This window comes from Acinetobacter sp. A22 (assembly GCF_030913345.1).
In the GTDB taxonomy this organism is placed as follows: Bacteria; Pseudomonadota; Gammaproteobacteria; order Pseudomonadales; family Moraxellaceae; genus Acinetobacter; species Acinetobacter junii.
The window spans coordinates 2,629,766-2,645,984 of sequence record NZ_CP133162.1 but is presented as its reverse complement, the minus strand read 5'-3'; the positions used below and the strand labels follow the sequence as shown (position 1 = coordinate 2,645,984).

Annotated in this window: 15 protein-coding genes; 2 read left to right on the top strand and 13 right to left on the bottom strand. The window is 40.9% G+C overall.

What is annotated here, in order from left to right:
- Positions 1-36: 36 nt before the first annotated feature.
- The 4 genes from Q9Q86_RS12895 to ribF are packed head-to-tail and all read right to left on the bottom strand — an operon-like array spanning position 37 to position 4,943.
- On the bottom strand, positions 37-519 hold the full coding sequence (locus Q9Q86_RS12895; protein WP_004907359.1) for a peptidylprolyl isomerase: 483 nt from the start codon (positions 517-519) through the stop codon (positions 37-39).
- Positions 512-1,051 carry a signal peptidase II gene (gene lspA / locus Q9Q86_RS12890; RefSeq protein WP_004907358.1) on the bottom strand — a complete coding sequence of 180 codons (540 nt, stop codon included), beginning with the start codon at positions 1,049-1,051 and terminating at the stop codon, positions 512-514. The genes Q9Q86_RS12895 and lspA overlap by 8 nt, the downstream gene beginning before the upstream one ends.
- Entirely contained in the window at positions 1,044-3,881 is a 2,838-nt protein-coding gene (gene ileS, locus Q9Q86_RS12885) for an isoleucine--tRNA ligase (protein ID WP_112986950.1), read from the bottom strand. The genes lspA and ileS overlap by 8 nt, the downstream gene beginning before the upstream one ends.
- 60 nt (positions 3,882-3,941) lie before the next feature.
- Positions 3,942-4,943: a bifunctional riboflavin kinase/FAD synthetase gene (gene ribF, locus Q9Q86_RS12880; protein ID WP_112986949.1), complete on the bottom strand. Its 1,002-nt coding sequence runs from the start codon at positions 4,941-4,943 to the stop codon at positions 3,942-3,944.
- Positions 4,944-5,126: 183 nt separating this feature from the next.
- Between ribF and Q9Q86_RS12875 the strand changes: the two genes are divergently transcribed.
- Positions 5,127-5,693 carry a 5'-nucleosidase gene (locus Q9Q86_RS12875; RefSeq protein WP_112986948.1) on the top strand — a complete coding sequence of 189 codons (567 nt, stop codon included), beginning with the start codon at positions 5,127-5,129 and terminating at the stop codon, positions 5,691-5,693.
- Between the two features lie 396 nt (positions 5,694-6,089).
- The gene (locus Q9Q86_RS12870; RefSeq protein ID WP_112986947.1) at positions 6,090-6,992 is read left to right on the top strand and encodes a GGDEF domain-containing protein; all 903 of its coding nucleotides are present in this window, start codon (positions 6,090-6,092) and stop codon (positions 6,990-6,992) included.
- A gap of 519 nt (positions 6,993-7,511) precedes the next feature.
- On the opposite strand, the gene Q9Q86_RS12865 is transcribed toward Q9Q86_RS12870, so the two are convergent.
- The 9 genes from Q9Q86_RS12865 to Q9Q86_RS12825 form a co-directional block, all read right to left on the bottom strand.
- Positions 7,512-8,123, bottom strand: a complete 612-nt coding sequence (locus Q9Q86_RS12865; protein ID WP_112986946.1) for a TetR/AcrR family transcriptional regulator — start codon at positions 8,121-8,123, stop codon at positions 7,512-7,514.
- A gap of 223 nt (positions 8,124-8,346) precedes the next feature.
- Positions 8,347-9,138 carry an ABC transporter ATP-binding protein gene (locus Q9Q86_RS12860; RefSeq protein ID WP_112986952.1) on the bottom strand — a complete coding sequence of 264 codons (792 nt, stop codon included), beginning with the start codon at positions 9,136-9,138 and terminating at the stop codon, positions 8,347-8,349.
- A 13-nt stretch (positions 9,139-9,151) separates the two neighbouring features.
- Positions 9,152-9,943: an aliphatic sulfonate ABC transporter permease SsuC gene (ssuC, locus tag Q9Q86_RS12855; protein WP_112986945.1), complete on the bottom strand. Its 792-nt coding sequence runs from the start codon at positions 9,941-9,943 to the stop codon at positions 9,152-9,154.
- A complete protein-coding gene (gene ssuD / locus Q9Q86_RS12850; protein ID WP_112986944.1) occupies positions 9,940-11,115 on the bottom strand; it encodes an FMNH2-dependent alkanesulfonate monooxygenase in 1,176 nt (391 codons plus the stop codon). Before ssuD ends, ssuC begins: the two co-directional genes overlap by 4 nt.
- Before the next feature lie 32 nt (positions 11,116-11,147).
- On the bottom strand, positions 11,148-12,134 hold the full coding sequence (locus Q9Q86_RS12845; protein WP_112986943.1) for an aliphatic sulfonate ABC transporter substrate-binding protein: 987 nt from the start codon (positions 12,132-12,134) through the stop codon (positions 11,148-11,150).
- 12 nt (positions 12,135-12,146) lie between these two features.
- Entirely contained in the window at positions 12,147-13,139 is a 993-nt protein-coding gene (locus Q9Q86_RS12840; protein WP_112986942.1) for a sulfonate ABC transporter substrate-binding protein, read from the bottom strand.
- Between the two features lie 310 nt (positions 13,140-13,449).
- Complete coding sequence (gene argA / locus Q9Q86_RS12835) at positions 13,450-14,805, bottom strand: amino-acid N-acetyltransferase (protein WP_099949416.1); 1,356 nt, start codon at positions 14,803-14,805, stop codon at positions 13,450-13,452.
- 112 nt (positions 14,806-14,917) lie between these two features.
- Positions 14,918-15,298: an RcnB family protein gene (locus tag Q9Q86_RS12830; RefSeq protein ID WP_005403823.1), complete on the bottom strand. Its 381-nt coding sequence runs from the start codon at positions 15,296-15,298 to the stop codon at positions 14,918-14,920.
- Positions 15,299-15,447: 149 nt separating this feature from the next.
- The gene (locus Q9Q86_RS12825; RefSeq protein WP_004907319.1) at positions 15,448-16,194 is read right to left on the bottom strand and encodes a YciK family oxidoreductase; all 747 of its coding nucleotides are present in this window, start codon (positions 16,192-16,194) and stop codon (positions 15,448-15,450) included.
- Positions 16,195-16,219: the final 25 nt, after the last annotated feature.

Below are 16,219 nucleotides of genomic sequence, written 5' to 3'. Positions count from 1 at the left end.
GGCGATAAAAAAAGCTCTCATTTGAGAGCTTTTGTGTTACATCAATTTGATGCCTTGCTGACCTGCTGGGGTCACTTTAAAGATTTCAACTTCAAAGGTAATATTTTTACCAGCAAGTGGATGATTAAAGTCAATCTCTGTGATGTCATCATTGACTGATTTTACGATGCCAAACAAGGTTGCTTTAGCTTTATCTTCAAATTCAATCATATGCCCGATGATAGGACGTTGTTCAAACTTCACGGTATCAAAAGTTTGAATATTTTCAGGATTCCATGGACCAAATGCATCTTCTGGCGGTAAATGTACAGTACGACGATCGCCTGCACGTAAACCAAATAATGCCTTTTCAAATCCAGGGAGTAGGTTGCCATCCCCAATGACTAGACTAACAGGCTCTTCACGACCACGGGTATTATCAATTTCAACACCATTTTCGATCGATACTGAAAAATGTAAATCAACTTTTGAACCATCTTCAATCCGAATTTCTTCGTTTGGTTGGATAATTTCAGACATTTTTTGTTTCCGCATTTTGGATACGTTTCTTTTCAAGGAAGAAAGTATCAATAAGTAGCAGGATTGTTCCTAAGGTAATCGCACTATCTGCAATATTAAAAGCAGGGAAGTGACTGTCTTGATAATAGACATGAATAAAGTCAACGACATAACCCAATGAGACGCGGTCTATAAGGTTGCCTATAGCACCACCGAGAATTAATGCAATTGCCATCGGAAGGATGATCATTTTTTTTGGCATTTTCATTAACCAAAAAATAAAGATAATCGAGACAAAGCCTGCTAAAGAAGTAAAAAAGTAACGTTGCCAGCCACCAGCATCAGAAAGAAAACTGAATGCAGCACCATAGTTATGCAGTAATGTCCAATTCAGGAAAGGTAATACAGGAACAGGATCGGCATAGTTTAAGTGTGTACTTGCAATCCATTTTGTCCATTGATCTAACACAATGGCAAGGACTGAAAGTCCAAGCCACATGAGATTATGAGGATAAAACTGGAACAAGCCTTTTTTTGCTTGTGTATTAGGCATACTTTCTCACTTCGCCACTACCAGTGACATTGACGATACAACGAGCGCATAAACCAGCATGACCAACGTGGGTATTCACGTCTGGCAATACATGCCAGCAACGTACACATTTTTCACCATCAGCCGCAGAAACTTTGACACGTAATCCTGTTAAGTCAGTGCTTTCACCTTGTTCAGCATACGGGTAAACGATGACTTGAGACGTGATCAAGACGAAACGTAATTCATCAGCCAACTGATTTAATAATGTTTGTAATGCTTCATCTGCCCAAAGTTCAACTTTTGCAGATAAGTTACTACCAACGAGTTTAGCGTTACGTGCTGCTTCAATCTGTTTATTTACTGCTGATTTTACGCTAATCAATGTTTGCCAATCTGCTTCTGAAAGCAAATTTGCTGTTGATGCCGTTGGGATATCATACCATTCAGCAGTAAATACATATTTCTCAGTTTGCTCTGGGATCAATGGCCAAGCTTCTTGAGCAGTAAAGCTCAGGATTGGTGACATCCAGCGCACAAAAGCTTGTACTAAATGATACAGCGCAGTTTGTGCTGAACGACGAGCTTGTGAATCCGCTTTGGTGGTGTACTGACGATCTTTGATGATGTCGAGATAGAAACCACCTAAGTCATTGATACAGAAATTGGTCAATGCGTTAGTTACAATGTGGAAGTTCATCTCTTCATAGGCTTGCTGAATGGTTTTTTGTACTTCAGCCGCGCGTTGCAAGATGTATTGGTCTAATGCGATCAATTCGTTTACAGGTAAAGCATCTGTTGATGGCTTGAAACCATTTAAGTTTGCCAACAAGAAACGTAACGTGTTGCGGATACGACGATAACCATCAGACGCACGGCTAAAGATTTCTTTACCTGCGGTCATTTCATAGCGATAGTCAGCAGATGCGATCCAGAAGCGTAAACCATCTGCACCCATATCTTTGATGATGTCTTGTGGGGTGATGATGTTGCCTAATGATTTAGACATTTTACGACCTTTCTCATCCACGACGAAACCGTGAGTGAGTAGACCTTTATATGGTGCACGTTCATTGATCGCAATTGAAGTTAACAATGACGATTGGAACCAGCCACGATGTTGGTCTGAACCTTCAAGATACAAATCTGCAGGGTCTTGTAACTCTTCACGTTCACGCAACACTGCATAATGTGTAGTACCTGAGTCAAACCAAACGTCAAGTGTATCGCGTACGGCATTGTACTGTTCAGTATCTGCGCCAATGAAGTCGCTAGCATCGCGGTTATACCAACCATCAATACCTTCTTGTTCGATCAGTTGAGCAACTTCTTCAATGAGTTCAGGTGTACGAGGGTGTAATGCATTAGTATCTTTATGTACAAAGAATGGGATTGGTACGCCCCAAGTACGTTGACGTGAGATACACCAGTCAGGACGACCTTCGATCATCGATTGAATACGATTTTTACCCCAATCTGGAACAAATTCGATGTCATTTTCAATCGCATTTAAAGCAGTTTGACGCAAACCTTTGGCATCCATGCTGATAAACCATTGTGGTGTTGCACGGAAGATAATCGGTGTTTTATGACGCCAGCAATGTGGATAGCTATGTTTAATTGGCTGATGTGCCCATAAACGACCTACAGCACCCAAAGCTTCGATAATTTTTGGATTGGCTTTGTAGATGTGCTCACCCGCAAAAATCGGTGCAGTTGGTAAATATACGCCATTACCACCGACTGGATTATCGACTTTTAGATTGTATTGCAGACCGACTTTATAGTCGTCCACACCGTGTCCAGGAGCAGTGTGTACAGCACCTGTACCGCTGGTTGCGATAACGTGTTCACCTAAAATAACAGGCACTTGGCGATCAGTAATCAGAGGATGTTGTAATAAGACATTCTCGATTGCTGAACCTTTAAAATCAGCGAGTACCACTGGATTTTCAAGTTTATAGCGCTCAATTGCAGATTCAACCAGATCTTTGGCAAGAATAAAGTTTTGCTTGCCATGTTCAGTTGTCACTTGAACCAATTGATAGTCAATTTCAGCATGGAGTGCAACGGCTTGGTTAGCAGGCAACGTCCAAGGTGTGGTTGTCCAGATCACAATATCCGTCACATCTTGGACATCAACACCAAGACGGCTGCTTAAATCTTTAAGGTCAACAACGGTGAAACCAACGTCAATTGCATCAGACTTTTTATCTTCATATTCAACTTCAGCTTCTGCGAGCGCAGAACCACAATCCAAGCACCAGTTCACAGGTTTTAAGCCGGGTTCGATATGACCTGCTTTGGCAATTGCGCCAAGCGAACGAACAATGTCTGCTTCTTGCTTAAAATTCATGGTGAGGTAAGGATTATCCCAATCACCAAACACGCCCATGCGCACGAAGTCTTTTTTCTGTAATTCGACTTGGGTGTAGGCATATTCACGACACGCTTTACGGAAAGTTGAAGCATCGACTTTAACGCCCACTTTGCCTACTTTTTCTTCGACTTTCAGTTCGATTGGCAGACCGTGACAGTCCCAACCTGGTACGTATGGCGCATCGAAGCCATCCATAACACGGCTTTTAATAATAATGTCTTTGAGGACTTTATTGACTGCATGACCCAAATGGATTTGACCATTGGCGTATGGAGGACCGTCATGAAGAACATATTTTTTCTTGCCAATACGCGATGCACGAATCTGCTGATAAATGTTGTCGGCATACCACTCTTCTAACCATTTGGCTTCACGCACAGCCAAATTTGCTTTCATGGCAAATTCAGTATCTGGCAAATTGAGTGTGGCTTTATAATCCACTGCATTTTCAGGAGTTTGCTTATCGCTCATGCAAGTTTTCTTCCAGTTTTATCAGTCTAAACTGACATGTATTACAAATGAAATTTAAATTTAAAAAGGAAATTCTGGTGTGCGTTCACGATAGTCTCGTAATTTTTGCACATCATCATCGATTCCAGCTTTGAGTGCTTCAAGCGAAGGGTAATTCAGTTCACCATGTAGATAGTGAAGAAAAGTTACCCGCATCAATAAGCCATACAGATTAGCAGAAACATCAGGGAAATGTACCTCTAATCGCCATTCTGGTTGGTCTTGTTTGATGGCGGGGCGTGTCCCGACATGACCTGCACCAAACAAACTGTCAGTTTGATAGCCTGTTATCCCGTTGAGGGCAGGATCTGAATGTTTTATTTTTGCATTTAATGATGCATTTTCACAGACCACATCCACTGCATAAATCCCGTTTAAACAAGGTTTGTGACGGTTTAAACGGACATTAATGGTTGGAAAATCAAGGGTGCGACCAATCTGATCTCCATATTGCACTCGGCCTGTGATGCTATAAGGACGGCCCAAGAGTTTGGCTGCTAATGCCAGATCACCTTCTTGTAGAACCTGACGAATACGGGTTGAACTGACACGTTCACCATTTAAAGCGACGGTATTTAAATTGGTCACGTCAAAGCCATAATCGCGTAAAAATTCGCTGTTGCCTTGGCGGTCTTTGCCAAAATGAAAATCATCACCTAGCACTAAGCTTTGTGCATTGAGTTTTAATTTGAGTAGGTCGGCAAATTCAGTGGCATTTAAGCTTCTAAAATATTGATCAAACTTCGCAACTGCAATGTAATCAACACCGAGTTCAGTTAAATATTCTACTTTTTCTCTGAGCGAGCTGATGCGAGGAGGTGCATCATAACCTTTAAAAAATTCAAGTGGTTGCGGCTCAAAAATCATCACCAATGTTTTTAAGCCTTTGGTATCTGCCAATGTTTTGAGTTGGGCAATCATCGCTTGATGACCAAGATGGACACCATCAAAATTGCCAATCGTTACCGCAGTCGGCGGTAACTGAAAATCTGGCGATAATGCGTTGAGACGAAGCAACTTCATGGGCGTTAAATACAGTGATTTTGCAAAGGCTATATATTGCCATATTCTCAGCGTTTCGTCTTGTTGTTGTGTTTTTCATCAGTAAAAAATTCGGAGAAAGGCTTTTTAGGGTGATTGCTTAGCCCGCTTTATTCTGGTGGATAATTCGCTACACTACGCATTTTAAATTGTTGGGTGATCACGATGCAGTCTGATATTGCTTTAATCATGGCATTGCCGAATGAATCAAAGGGTCTGTTTGAGCAGGCAGGCATTCAGGTTCACTATAGTGGCATTGGCAAAATCAATGCGGCGTTTAAAGCCTTTGAAGTGATTCAGAAAACTGGCTGTAAAACCCTGATCAATCTGGGCAGTGCAGGCAGTCCACATTTTGATGCCCACAGTCTGGTTGAGGTGATTACCTTTGTGCAACGCGACATGGATGTGTCTCCACTGGGTTTTGCGGTGGGTGTGACCCCAATGGATGAGGACATTCCTGCCGAAATCCATGTTCAGCCGCATTTTGAACATTTACCTAAAGGGATCTGTGGTACAGGTGACTCCTTTGAAACAGGACAGCCAAAAGTATCCTGTAATCTGGTGGACATGGAAGCCTATGCCCTCGCCAAAGTGTGCCAGAAGCTTGGGGTGCGCCTGATTTCAGTCAAGTATATTACCGATGGGGCCAACGATACCGCGCATCTGGATTGGGAGGAAAATCTGCTGCTTGGCGCACAAAAATTATTGGCGCTGTATCAAGCCCATTTTTAAATGCAATGGTTGAATGCTGTGGTATGTAATTAGTGGACATATTTGTGGTGGGTGAGTTGTTGAAACTAAAGTGTTATTTTGTGTTGTGTTATTCACCAATTAAAATGTCTATGTTGTTGTTGAGTTCGCATAATGCCCATTATGTTAAATAGTTCTCTTTTTATATAAATATACATGTTTTCAATACATGCTAATTAGAGATTTTACACTCAAGCAATTCTATAAAATTTTAACTTATGTGTACCTCTACTTTTAACTTCGGTTATTTATGGGAGGATTACCCAACAGTACCCACGAAATAGCCAGTAGTAGTAGCTTTTGGTCAAAAAATACGTGCATTTTATTTTTATTTGAGTAATGTGTTAATTATTGTAAATCAAGCAGAAGAAGTGCTTCATGATTAACATTGAGCAGATGTCCATAGTTCTTGATACATTACCAGACCCTGCCTTTATCTTGTCCCGAAGTGGAAAGTACGTTGCGGTATTTGGTGGTCGTGATAAGCGCTATTATCACGATGGTTCCGGTCTCGTTGGTCTGTATATTTCGGATTTAATCAAGCCTGATAAGGCCAACTGGTTTCTTGAACAGATTGGCCGGACTCTGGAGTCTGGAGAACTAATCATCGAAGAGTACGAATTGAGCAACAGTGATGTAAAAGGTCTACCCGATCATGGTCCTGAAAAACCGATTTGGTTCGAAGGACGCATCCAGCCACTTAGTTTTTCTGTGGACGACGAAGATGTGGTGCTCTGGGTCGCAAGTAATATTTCAAAGCGACACGACCTGGAAATCAGACTGAGAGAACTAGGCGATACCGATCAGCTAACTGGCCTTTTCAACCGAAGAAAACTAGAGCATGAGTTGACGCTAGACTATGAGTCATACGTACGGTATTCAGTGCCAACTTCCATCTTGATGTTGGATCTTGATAACCTAAAAAAAATCAACGACGGCAAGGGGCATCACGTGGGAGATGAGGCGATTCGGGCAGTAGCTAACTTTCTTCGCTCAACACTACGGAAGACTGATTTTGCCTGCCGCTTGGGTGGTGATGAGTTTGTTGTTGCCTTGCCCAATACTGAGCATGAGCAGGCAATTCAGTTTGCCAAGCGTATACATGACAGTTCCAAAAAAGAGTTAAGCCAGTTTTCAGTGGACAGTTCAGTTGTCACGCTTAGTATTGGGGTGTCAGTTATAGTGCCGGAAGATCGTTCATACAAAGACACTATCAAACGAGCTGACCTAGCTCTATATGAAGCTAAAAATGCGGGGAAAGACAGAATTGTATCGGCCTGAGAGCGCTGTTACGAATAAGGACTTAAGTCAATGATATTCGATTCAAAAAAATCTTAGAGACCAAAAACGGTACTATTATTTCCATAATGCTAACACACGGTTTTGATTCTTTTCGGCTTTTTTGCATGAAGCTTTAAAATATAGAGTTTCTCTAAGCTAAACAAATTTAAGTGACAATTCGGGTATGTGGTCGGCCTAACTCTTTAACTTTGTTTAAAGCTGCTATATGGATATTAAAAATTAAGTTTATCTAAAATTAACATAATACACCTTATGCGAAATTCTTTAATTTTCCTTTTATTATCAATATCTTAAATAAATTCGTTTCAGTAAACAGCGTTCTGGAACGGTTTTTCTTGATCTTTTACGTTTCACGTGTGTTTATTAATCAATTTTCTATATTTTTGATGAGCTCAATTGAATAATCGCCTTAATTATTTGGCAAGAAAAAGCGACTAACACAGTCGCTTTTTTTGTGTACGCCAATCGCTAAAATTAAAGCTTGTAACTAAAGAAAATTTAACGTGGTAATACGCCGTATAACATCATATGCACAGTGTGCTCAACCGTGCGTTGAAACATGCTGCGATTGCGTAAAGTTTTGCCTGTCACCATCTCCATTTGTGTAGCAAAATCCGCATAATTCTGCGTAATTGACCAAATGTTAATAATTAACAGTTCTGCATCGATTTCTTTTGAGATTTTCCCTTGTTCCTGCCAAGTTTGGATCACTTTAGTTTTGCGTTTAAATAGCTTTCTCAAAGGTCCTTTTAAGATCGGCAAGATATGTGGAGCACCTTGGATGATCTCTAAAGCAAACAAACGAGATGCTTTAGGTTGGTCGCGTGAGCTTTCGAGTTTTTGAATGAGATAGTCAGTAAGTGCTTGAGTAGGCTCAAGTTCTGCTTCTAAAATTTGCAAAGGTGCAAGCCATTTCTGTAATACAGTTGTCAGCACCTCAACATAAAGCGATTCTTTATTTTCATAGTAATAGAAAATATTCGATTTATGCATATTTGCAAGTTGTGCAATCTCATCCAAACTTGCGCCGCTGAACCCATAGACGGAAAAAACATCTAGGGCAGCATTCAGCAGTTGATTGCGCTTTTGTGTACTTTTTTTCTGTTCCATCTGCGAGCTTGATTCAAAAAATGTCCTTGACATTGTAAGATAAATTCATATATCTGTGCACAAGAACACATTTTTTTTTAGCAAAAATCGTTCAGTTCTTAGATTAACGGTAACGTTCTGTTGATTAACGGTAAAAACTGACCATTTGGGGTATCTTCTGCCGCTTATTTTGTAGACAAAAACAGAACGATCAGTCATTTTTCTTAGTCGTAAAACATATAGCTCAAGTGGCTAAAACAGCCTCTAAAACCTGCTGTTCTAGGCGTGTGAAGGCAATATTCTTAACGCGTGGACGAGCTAAATCTACGTTGAAACTCTGTTTAATGTGACCTTGATCGAGCAAGATAATACGATCTGCCAGTTGAACGGCCTCACTAACATCATGGGTCACTAAAATAGCGCTAAAACCTTGCTCATTCCAAAGTTGTTCGATGAGATTTTGCATCTCTAATCGTGTGAGCGCATCTAATGCACCTAATGGCTCGTCCAGTAGTAGAATGCGAGGCGCATGCGATAGAGCACGCGCTAAAGCAACACGTTGACGTTGTCCCCCTGAAAGTTGAGTGGGCCAATGTTCGGCTTTATCTTTTAAGCCCACTTTTTCTAGCAATTGCTCGGTAAATTTATATTTTTCTTTGGCTAATCCAAGTTGCGTATTTTTCAATACACTTTTCCATGGTAGTAGACGTGGATCTTGAAACATGACCCTAATATCAGCATTGGTAATCCCTTCTCTAAAATGGCGTGCAGATTGATATTTGATTTCGCCATAACTTGGTTTTTCCAGTTGGGCGATTAAACGTAACAAGGTGCTTTTACCACAACCACTACGTCCAACAATTGCAACAAATTCACCTGCTTGAATATCTAAATCTAGATCTTCTAATACTTTGACATCACCATAATATTTATAGAGTTGCTCAATTTGAATAGCAGCCCCATTGCTATTGTCATCCTTTGATAGTGAGTCTTGGGTGCGAGATTCACTTAAGAATTTTAGGTTGAGATTCGTCATAAATTGATCCTTTTTATTTTTGATAGCCTGCATGCCAACGCAATAAATAACGTTCTAATATCTGTGCAAAAACATCAGCTAGTTTTCCAAGTAGGGCATAGAGCAAAATGCCGACCAAAACGATATCTGTTTGTAAAAATTCACGTGCATTCATAGTCATATAACCAATACCAGATTGCGCTGATATCGTTTCAGCTACGATCAGAAGCACCCAAACCAAGCCGAGTGAAAAACGAAAACCGACTAAAATCGAAGGCATGGCCCCAGGTAAAATAATTTCTTTATACAGTTGCCAGCGACTCAGACCATAACTTTTTCCCATTTCGATTAGTTGAGGGTCAACAGAACGAATACCGTGATAAGTGTTGATATAAATTGGGAAAAACACACCGACTGCAACTAGAAATAATTTGGCTGTTTCGTCAATACCGAACCATAAAATAACCAATGGAATCAGTGCTAAAGCAGGGATATTGCGGATCATTTGTAGAGTGGTATCGAGTAAGGTCGATGCGATCCGTGATGAACCATTCAACAACCCGAGCAGTAGACCTAGTCCGCCTCCGATGAGTAATCCTAGTAATGCCCGTCCAGCGCTGACCTTTACGTGCTGCCAAAGCTCGCCACAAATTAGTAAGTGCCAAAAGGCACCCACTACAGCGGTCGGTGCAGGAAGAACACGACTTTGCAAGAGACCCGAACTTGATGCAACTTGCCATATCACGATCAATAAAATAGGGAATAGCCACGGTAAAAGATTGGTAAAAATGCGTTGTGTTCCACGTGAAACATTTTGTGTAGTCATGCGGTCTCCTTGTTTAACACTTTAGGCTGTTTGACTTCGGGCACATAATTGTTAGCAATAATTTCACCAAAGGGGCCTGTTAAATGAGGTTGTGCAAGTTTCTCTCGTGTTTTTAGTGGCAATAACGGAAACACCAATTCTGCAAAACGGATTGATTCTTCTAAATGTGGATAGCCTGAGAAGATAAAAGTATCGATACCCAACTCAGCATATTCTTGAATACGAGCAGCAACGGTTTCTGGATCACCAACCAAAGCTGTGCCTGCGCCGCCACGAACTAAACCGATACCTGCCCATAAGTTTGGTGAGACTTCTAATTGATCTTTACGCCCGCCGTGCAAAGCTGCCATGCGCTGCTGGCCGACAGAGTCCATTTGTGCAAATTTTTTCTGCGCTGCTGCAATAGTCTCATCATCTAAATATTGAATTAATTCATCGGCTGCAGCCCAGGCTTGTTGGTTAGTCTCGCGTACTATCACATGTAAACGGATTCCATAATTCAAGCTACGGCCTTTGGAAGCAGCCTTAGCTTTTAAATATTCGATTTTTTCTTTTACAGCAGCTGGTGGTTCACCCCATGTTAAATAGGTATCCACTTGTTCCGCTGCAAGTTCAGTAGCATCTTCCGATGATCCACCAAACCAAAGGGGAGGATAAGGTTTTTGCACAGGTGGGTACAAAAGTTTGGCATCGTCAACGCTTAAGCGCTCACCATGAAAAGTGAATGATTCACCAGTATGTGATCGGCTTAGGATTTCACGCCAAATTTTTACATATTCAGATGCCGTTTGATAACGCGTACTATGGTCTTCATATAAACCATCACCTTTGAGTTCTTGCTCATCACCACCAGTCACAAGATTTAATAAAATACGACCATTTGATAAGCGATCAAATGTGGCAGCCATTCGTGCAGCGAGTGCAGGCGTCGTGATTCCTGGTCGAAGTGCGACTAAAAATTTAAGCTGTTTTGTGGCATCGATTAGGCTTGCTGCGGTGATCCAAGGGTCTTCACAAGAGCGACCAGTTGGAATTAATACTCCTGCATAGCCAAGATTATCTACAGCAACCGCAATCTGTTTCATATAAGCATGATCGACCTGACGAGCACCCTTGCTGGTGCCTAAATAACGACTGTCACCGTGAGTGGGAATAAACCAAAAAATATTCATGTCGATGTTCCTTATGAAAGTAAAATAAGCATTTATTTGGTAGACCAAACGCTGCGCTGAACGTCAATTTGCACAGGGATCAATTGCTCTTGTTGAAATAAATCGGCAATCTCTTGTTGGTGGAGAATTACCTCTGTTGTGAGAGGACGAACAGGCGAAGGTTTTGGTCTTTTGTCTAAAACACGTTGAGCAACTTGACTATCTAAGCCTGTACTGCCTGCATAGATTTTTAAGGCTTGATCTTGGTGTTTTACGATCCAGTGATCTGCATCATTGATCGCATTTATGACTTTCTGTACAGCTTGAGTATGCTTCTGGATGAAATTTGGGTTGCCAATATAAAAAGAATAAGTGGTTGGGAAAGATCGCCCGTCAATCAACGCTTTGGTATGACCCTGTAATTCCGCAGTGCCCAAATAAGGTTCCCAAATTGCCCAAGCATCTACCGCTTGTTTGTCAAATGCAGCACGTGCATCAGAGGGCGGTAACCAAATGGGTTCGATATCTTGCCAAGACAATTGAGCTTTCTGTAAGGTCTTAGCGAGCAGCTCATGTGCACTAGAACCTCTTTGCACAGCAATTCGTTTACCTTTCAAATCTTGTAGTGTATTGATTTGGCTATTGGGGTGAACCAATATGGCTTGTGCAGTAGGTGCGACAACTTCATAAGCCACATAAGTTAATGGCTTGGCAGCTGCTTGAGCAAAAATAGGTGGTGTATTTCCAACAGAACCAAAATCGACAGCACCAACAGCCAATGCTTCAAGTAATTGTGGACCTGCAGGAAATTCACGCCATTCAATTCTGGCATTTGGAAAGGCTTGCTCGAATAATTTCTGTTGTCTTGCGACCAGTAGATTCAGCGAAGATTTTTGGAAGCCGATAGAAAGTGTTTTTACCGCGCTATTTTCAGTAGAGCTCGCTGTGTCTACCAACGGCTGTTCGATTTTTTGACAGCCTCCGATTGTCACAGCCGCGATCAATACACCCAAAATTGAAACGCTAGAAAATACCTTCATCGAGATCTCCAATTATTTAACATCGTTTTTTAGGATGGCATCTTGGATGACAAGCTGTTTTGGAATAAGTTTTTGCGCAAAAAATGCATCAGCAACGTATTGTTGTTCTTTAGCGACTTTTTCAGAGATTGGTTGAACGCCGAAACCCATACGAGAGATTGATGTTTTTAAAACCGCAAATTCCAGCCCTGTCGGTTTTTCGAGTAATTTAGCTGCGTCATCAGGATGTGCTTTGACCCAGTCAGTTGTTTGATTCAGAGTGGCAACCAGAGTTTTCAAAACTGCTGGATTGGATTCAGCAAACTTACGATCAGCCAAATAGAATTGATGATTACTGACCAGATGTTCACCGTTCGCAATTACTCGAGCTTGGATTTGATGTTCAGCAGCAGAGAAGAATGGGTCCCAAATCACCCAAGCATCGACGGCACCTTTTTCAAAAGCAGCACGGGCATCAGAAGGAGGGAGATAAACGGGCTGAATGTCATTGAGCGTAAGGTTATGCGCTTCAAGCAGTTTTAATAAAAGATAATGAACGTTTGAACCTTTGTTTAAAGCAACACGTTTACCCTTCAAATCTTGTATTGATTGAATCGGTGAATTTTTCTGCACAATCAGAGCTTCAGCAGTAGGTGCAGGTGGTTGGTTTGCAACGTAAACTAAGTTAGGGTTCGCTGCTTGAGCAAAGATAGGTGGTGCTTCACCTGCTTCACCAAATACTACGCTCCCAACATTTAAACCTTCCAAGAGTTGAGGACCCGCTGGAAACTCAACCCATTTAATATTCACACCCTGAGCAGCAAGACTTTTTTCTAATTCACCTTTTGCTTTGACAATCGGCAAGATGCCATATTTCTGGAAGCCGATGTTTAATGTTGTGGTTTCTTGTTTTGTTTCTGCTTGCTGCTCAGGTTTTTTAGCACAACCAGAAATACCCAATAAGCTGCTAAGACTTGCAGCAAGAAGTGTGTATTTTAGCCATGAAGAATGCATTGAAATGTTCATAGTGGTTGTGCTCCCCGTAAATCCAAAAAGATCTAAATAAGTGAGCAACTAAACTAGAACGCTTTTTATTGCAGAAAAAATAAATAATCAGGCTTTAGTTATCAGTAAAAGTGCAAAATAGAAAAAAGAATAAGTTTAGTGATTTATTGAATAATGAAGGAATTAAAAAATATAACCTAAGCTAATGTTTATTATATTTTTTTAAATTTTATTTAAGGTTTTAGATCAAATTAAATTAAAACAATAATCACAGTATTGAGCGATTCGAAGATATCTTTATCAGAAATAAAAATATCTTCACGTACTGGAATTAGTTTAATGCCTTTTTAAACACAAGTGAATTTCTTTGATAATTATAGAGCGCTTGGCGAGCGTTGGGTAAGTCATCCACAGTGGCAGGAATAAATCCTTGCTCTAAAAACCAGTGGCCTGTTCGAGTGGTGAGAACGAATAATTGTTGTATACCTTGCTGTTTGGCTTTGCTTTCCAAGAATTGCAGAATTTGGCTGCCACGATTGGATTTTCGATAGCTAGAATCGACTGCAACACAGGCAATTTCCGCTGAACGAATTTCATCGTCCTGTGCAGGTATTGGATACAATGCAGCGCAAGCCAAGATCATGCCATCTCGTTCAATCACTGCAAATTGTTCAATCTCACTCTCAAGACGTTCCCGAGAGCGATAAACCAAAATACCTTCTTGTTCGAGTGGACGAAGTAGATTAATGAGACCACCAACATCATGGATATTGGCAATTCGAACTTCTTCATAATGTGCATCGGTAATCATGGTACCTATACCATCACGAGTGAATAACTCCTCGATCAATGCACCATCATAAGCATAAGAAATTAAATGTACACGATGAACCCCTGATAAAGAGGCTTGTTGAGCTTGTTTTAAATGTAATGAAAATTCAGGATTATTTGCTTGGAACTGTTGAATATAAGGTTCAAGTTGACGAGGGCTTAGTTCACGAAGCAAGTGCTGTTTTTGATTCATTAAACCTTGTTTTTCACCCAAGAAAATGAGTTTATCGGCTTTAATCGCAGTTGCAGTTTTGGTTGCAACCTCCTCAGCCAGTAAATTAAACACCTCACCTGTGGTGGAGTAGCCTGTCGGTCCTAGCAATACAATATTGTGATTATCTAAATGACGCTGAATAGCATCTGTATCGATCGAACGTACATCACCTGTCAGTTGGAAATCGATACCATCACGAATACCATAAGGTTTTGCGGTGACAAAATTACCCGATACAACATCAATACGGGCGCCGTACATCGGTGAGTTCGCAAGGCCCATAGACAGTAGTGCTTCGATTTCTAAGCGAATCGAACCAACAGCATTCATAACGCCGCGTAAAGACTCGCGTGTCGTTACACGACGATTTTGATGAAAAGGTGTTTCAATTTTGCGTTCAAGCAAATTTTGATTAATTTGAGGACGTGCACCATGTACTAGGATCAGACGAATACCTAACGAGTGCAGCAAGGCAATATCATGGATGATATGCTGGAAATTATCATGTTGAACCGCTTCACCGCCAAACATCAGGACGAATGTTTTATCACGATGAGCATTGATATAAGGTGCTGAATGGCGAAACCAATGTACATAATCTTGCGCTGTACTATTTGAAGTTTCAGTGATTTGGTTCGCCATGTCGATCTCAGATTTACTGCAATTTATTTGATTCTAACCAAAAAAAGTAAAAGATAAATCTCTTAGTGCTGTTGTGGCGAATTTAAATTGCTCAACTGAGGTTTTTTAAGGTTTAGAAACCGACAATACGAATAATACTATTATCATCGGAATTGACTAGAATGTAGTCATTATTGATTTTATACCATTGTTCATTTCGACCCGGTTTCGGAAGATTATTTTGTTTATAATCAACTTTATAACCATTACCTCGATAATGTTGAGGCATTACATAACCTGCTTGCCAACGATGTTGTTTCAAACGTTCAACACCACGTTCTTCGCGCATACGACGTTCACGCATACGATTTTCATTATCCGAGTTATCTAAACCACGACCTTGCCAACCACCTCGTGCGTCTTCTCCGCGATCAAAGTGGGGACCTGCGATGCTGTTCATACTACTTAATACAGCGGTTGAACCTAAAACAAAGATAATGAAAATTTTTTTCATGATGCACCTTAGTGACTTCGGATGTCTCTCATGTGAAAACTGTAACTTAAAAATGCAGAGAAACTGTGAAGATCAATTCATGATTCGTTTAAAACTATGAAGATTCCTTCAGCAGCCTCTCTCACTCATCCATTAGAATTTTTATCATTCTAGCTTTGAGCATCTATGCTTTGACCGTTCATTTCTAAACTGTCATCACCCATCAAATATAAATAGGCAGGCATGATGCTATCTGGTGTTGGTAAAACCTTTGGATCCTCTTCAGGATAGGCTTTTGCTCGCATGGCTGTTCGCGTCCCACCAGGATTGATGCAGTTGAATCGAATATTCGGATAAGTGTTTTCAGCTGCAAAAATTTTACTCATCGCTTCAATCGCAACTTTTGAAACGGAGTAAGCTCCCCACAATGCACGAGCTTCTCGACCTACACTTGAACTGGTAAATACAACTGAAGCGCGATCAGACTTTTCGAGTAAAGGTAATAATGCTTGAGTTAATGCAAAAGGCGCTCTTAGATTAACGGCCATAACATCATCCCAAACATCTACAGGATAATGTGCTAATTCGACGCGATCACCTAACATGCCTGCATTATGTAAAATACCGTCTAAACGCCCAAACTGTTGCTCGAGTGTGTCGACCAATAGCTCATAGTCATGGCTTGATGCGGTAGACAGCTGTAAAGGTAAAATTGCAGGTTGAGGTGCACCTAAGCCCTCAATTTCATCATAAATAACTTCAAGCTTATTCAGTGTGCGACCATGTAATACGACGGTAGCGCCATGCAAGGCATAACTAATAGCAGCCGCACGCCCAATTCCATCACCCGCACCTGTAATCAGAATAATGCGGTCTTTTAATAGATCAGGACGAGGTTGATATTCTGAATATTTCATTGTTATGCCTCCTATAATTATCTTT

What these genes read in the sequence shown, in the direction of transcription:
- Q9Q86_RS12895 (WP_004907359.1), bottom strand. Translation starts at nt 519, where the DNA reads ATGTCTGAAATTATCCAACCAAACGAAGAAATTCGGATTGAAGATGGT.
- lspA (WP_004907358.1), bottom strand. Translation starts at nt 1,051, where the DNA reads ATGCCTAATACACAAGCAAAAAAAGGCTTGTTCCAGTTTTATCCTCAT.
- ileS (WP_112986950.1), bottom strand. Translation starts at nt 3,881, where the DNA reads ATGAGCGATAAGCAAACTCCTGAAAATGCAGTGGATTATAAAGCCACA.
- ribF (WP_112986949.1), bottom strand. Translation starts at nt 4,943, where the DNA reads ATGAAGTTGCTTCGTCTCAACGCATTATCGCCAGATTTTCAGTTACCG.
- Q9Q86_RS12875 (WP_112986948.1), top strand. Translation starts at nt 5,127, where the DNA reads ATGCAGTCTGATATTGCTTTAATCATGGCATTGCCGAATGAATCAAAG.
- Q9Q86_RS12870 (WP_112986947.1), top strand. Translation starts at nt 6,090, where the DNA reads ATGATTAACATTGAGCAGATGTCCATAGTTCTTGATACATTACCAGAC.
- Q9Q86_RS12865 (WP_112986946.1), bottom strand. Translation starts at nt 8,123, where the DNA reads ATGGAACAGAAAAAAAGTACACAAAAGCGCAATCAACTGCTGAATGCT.
- Q9Q86_RS12860 (WP_112986952.1), bottom strand. Translation starts at nt 9,138, where the DNA reads ATGACGAATCTCAACCTAAAATTCTTAAGTGAATCTCGCACCCAAGAC.
- ssuC (WP_112986945.1), bottom strand. Translation starts at nt 9,943, where the DNA reads ATGACTACACAAAATGTTTCACGTGGAACACAACGCATTTTTACCAAT.
- ssuD (WP_112986944.1), bottom strand. Translation starts at nt 11,115, where the DNA reads ATGAATATTTTTTGGTTTATTCCCACTCACGGTGACAGTCGTTATTTA.
- Q9Q86_RS12845 (WP_112986943.1), bottom strand. Translation starts at nt 12,134, where the DNA reads ATGAAGGTATTTTCTAGCGTTTCAATTTTGGGTGTATTGATCGCGGCT.
- Q9Q86_RS12840 (WP_112986942.1), bottom strand. Translation starts at nt 13,139, where the DNA reads ATGAACATTTCAATGCATTCTTCATGGCTAAAATACACACTTCTTGCT.
- argA (WP_099949416.1), bottom strand. Translation starts at nt 14,805, where the DNA reads ATGGCGAACCAAATCACTGAAACTTCAAATAGTACAGCGCAAGATTAT.
- Q9Q86_RS12830 (WP_005403823.1), bottom strand. Translation starts at nt 15,298, where the DNA reads ATGAAAAAAATTTTCATTATCTTTGTTTTAGGTTCAACCGCTGTATTA.
- Q9Q86_RS12825 (WP_004907319.1), bottom strand. Translation starts at nt 16,194, where the DNA reads ATGAAATATTCAGAATATCAACCTCGTCCTGATCTATTAAAAGACCGC.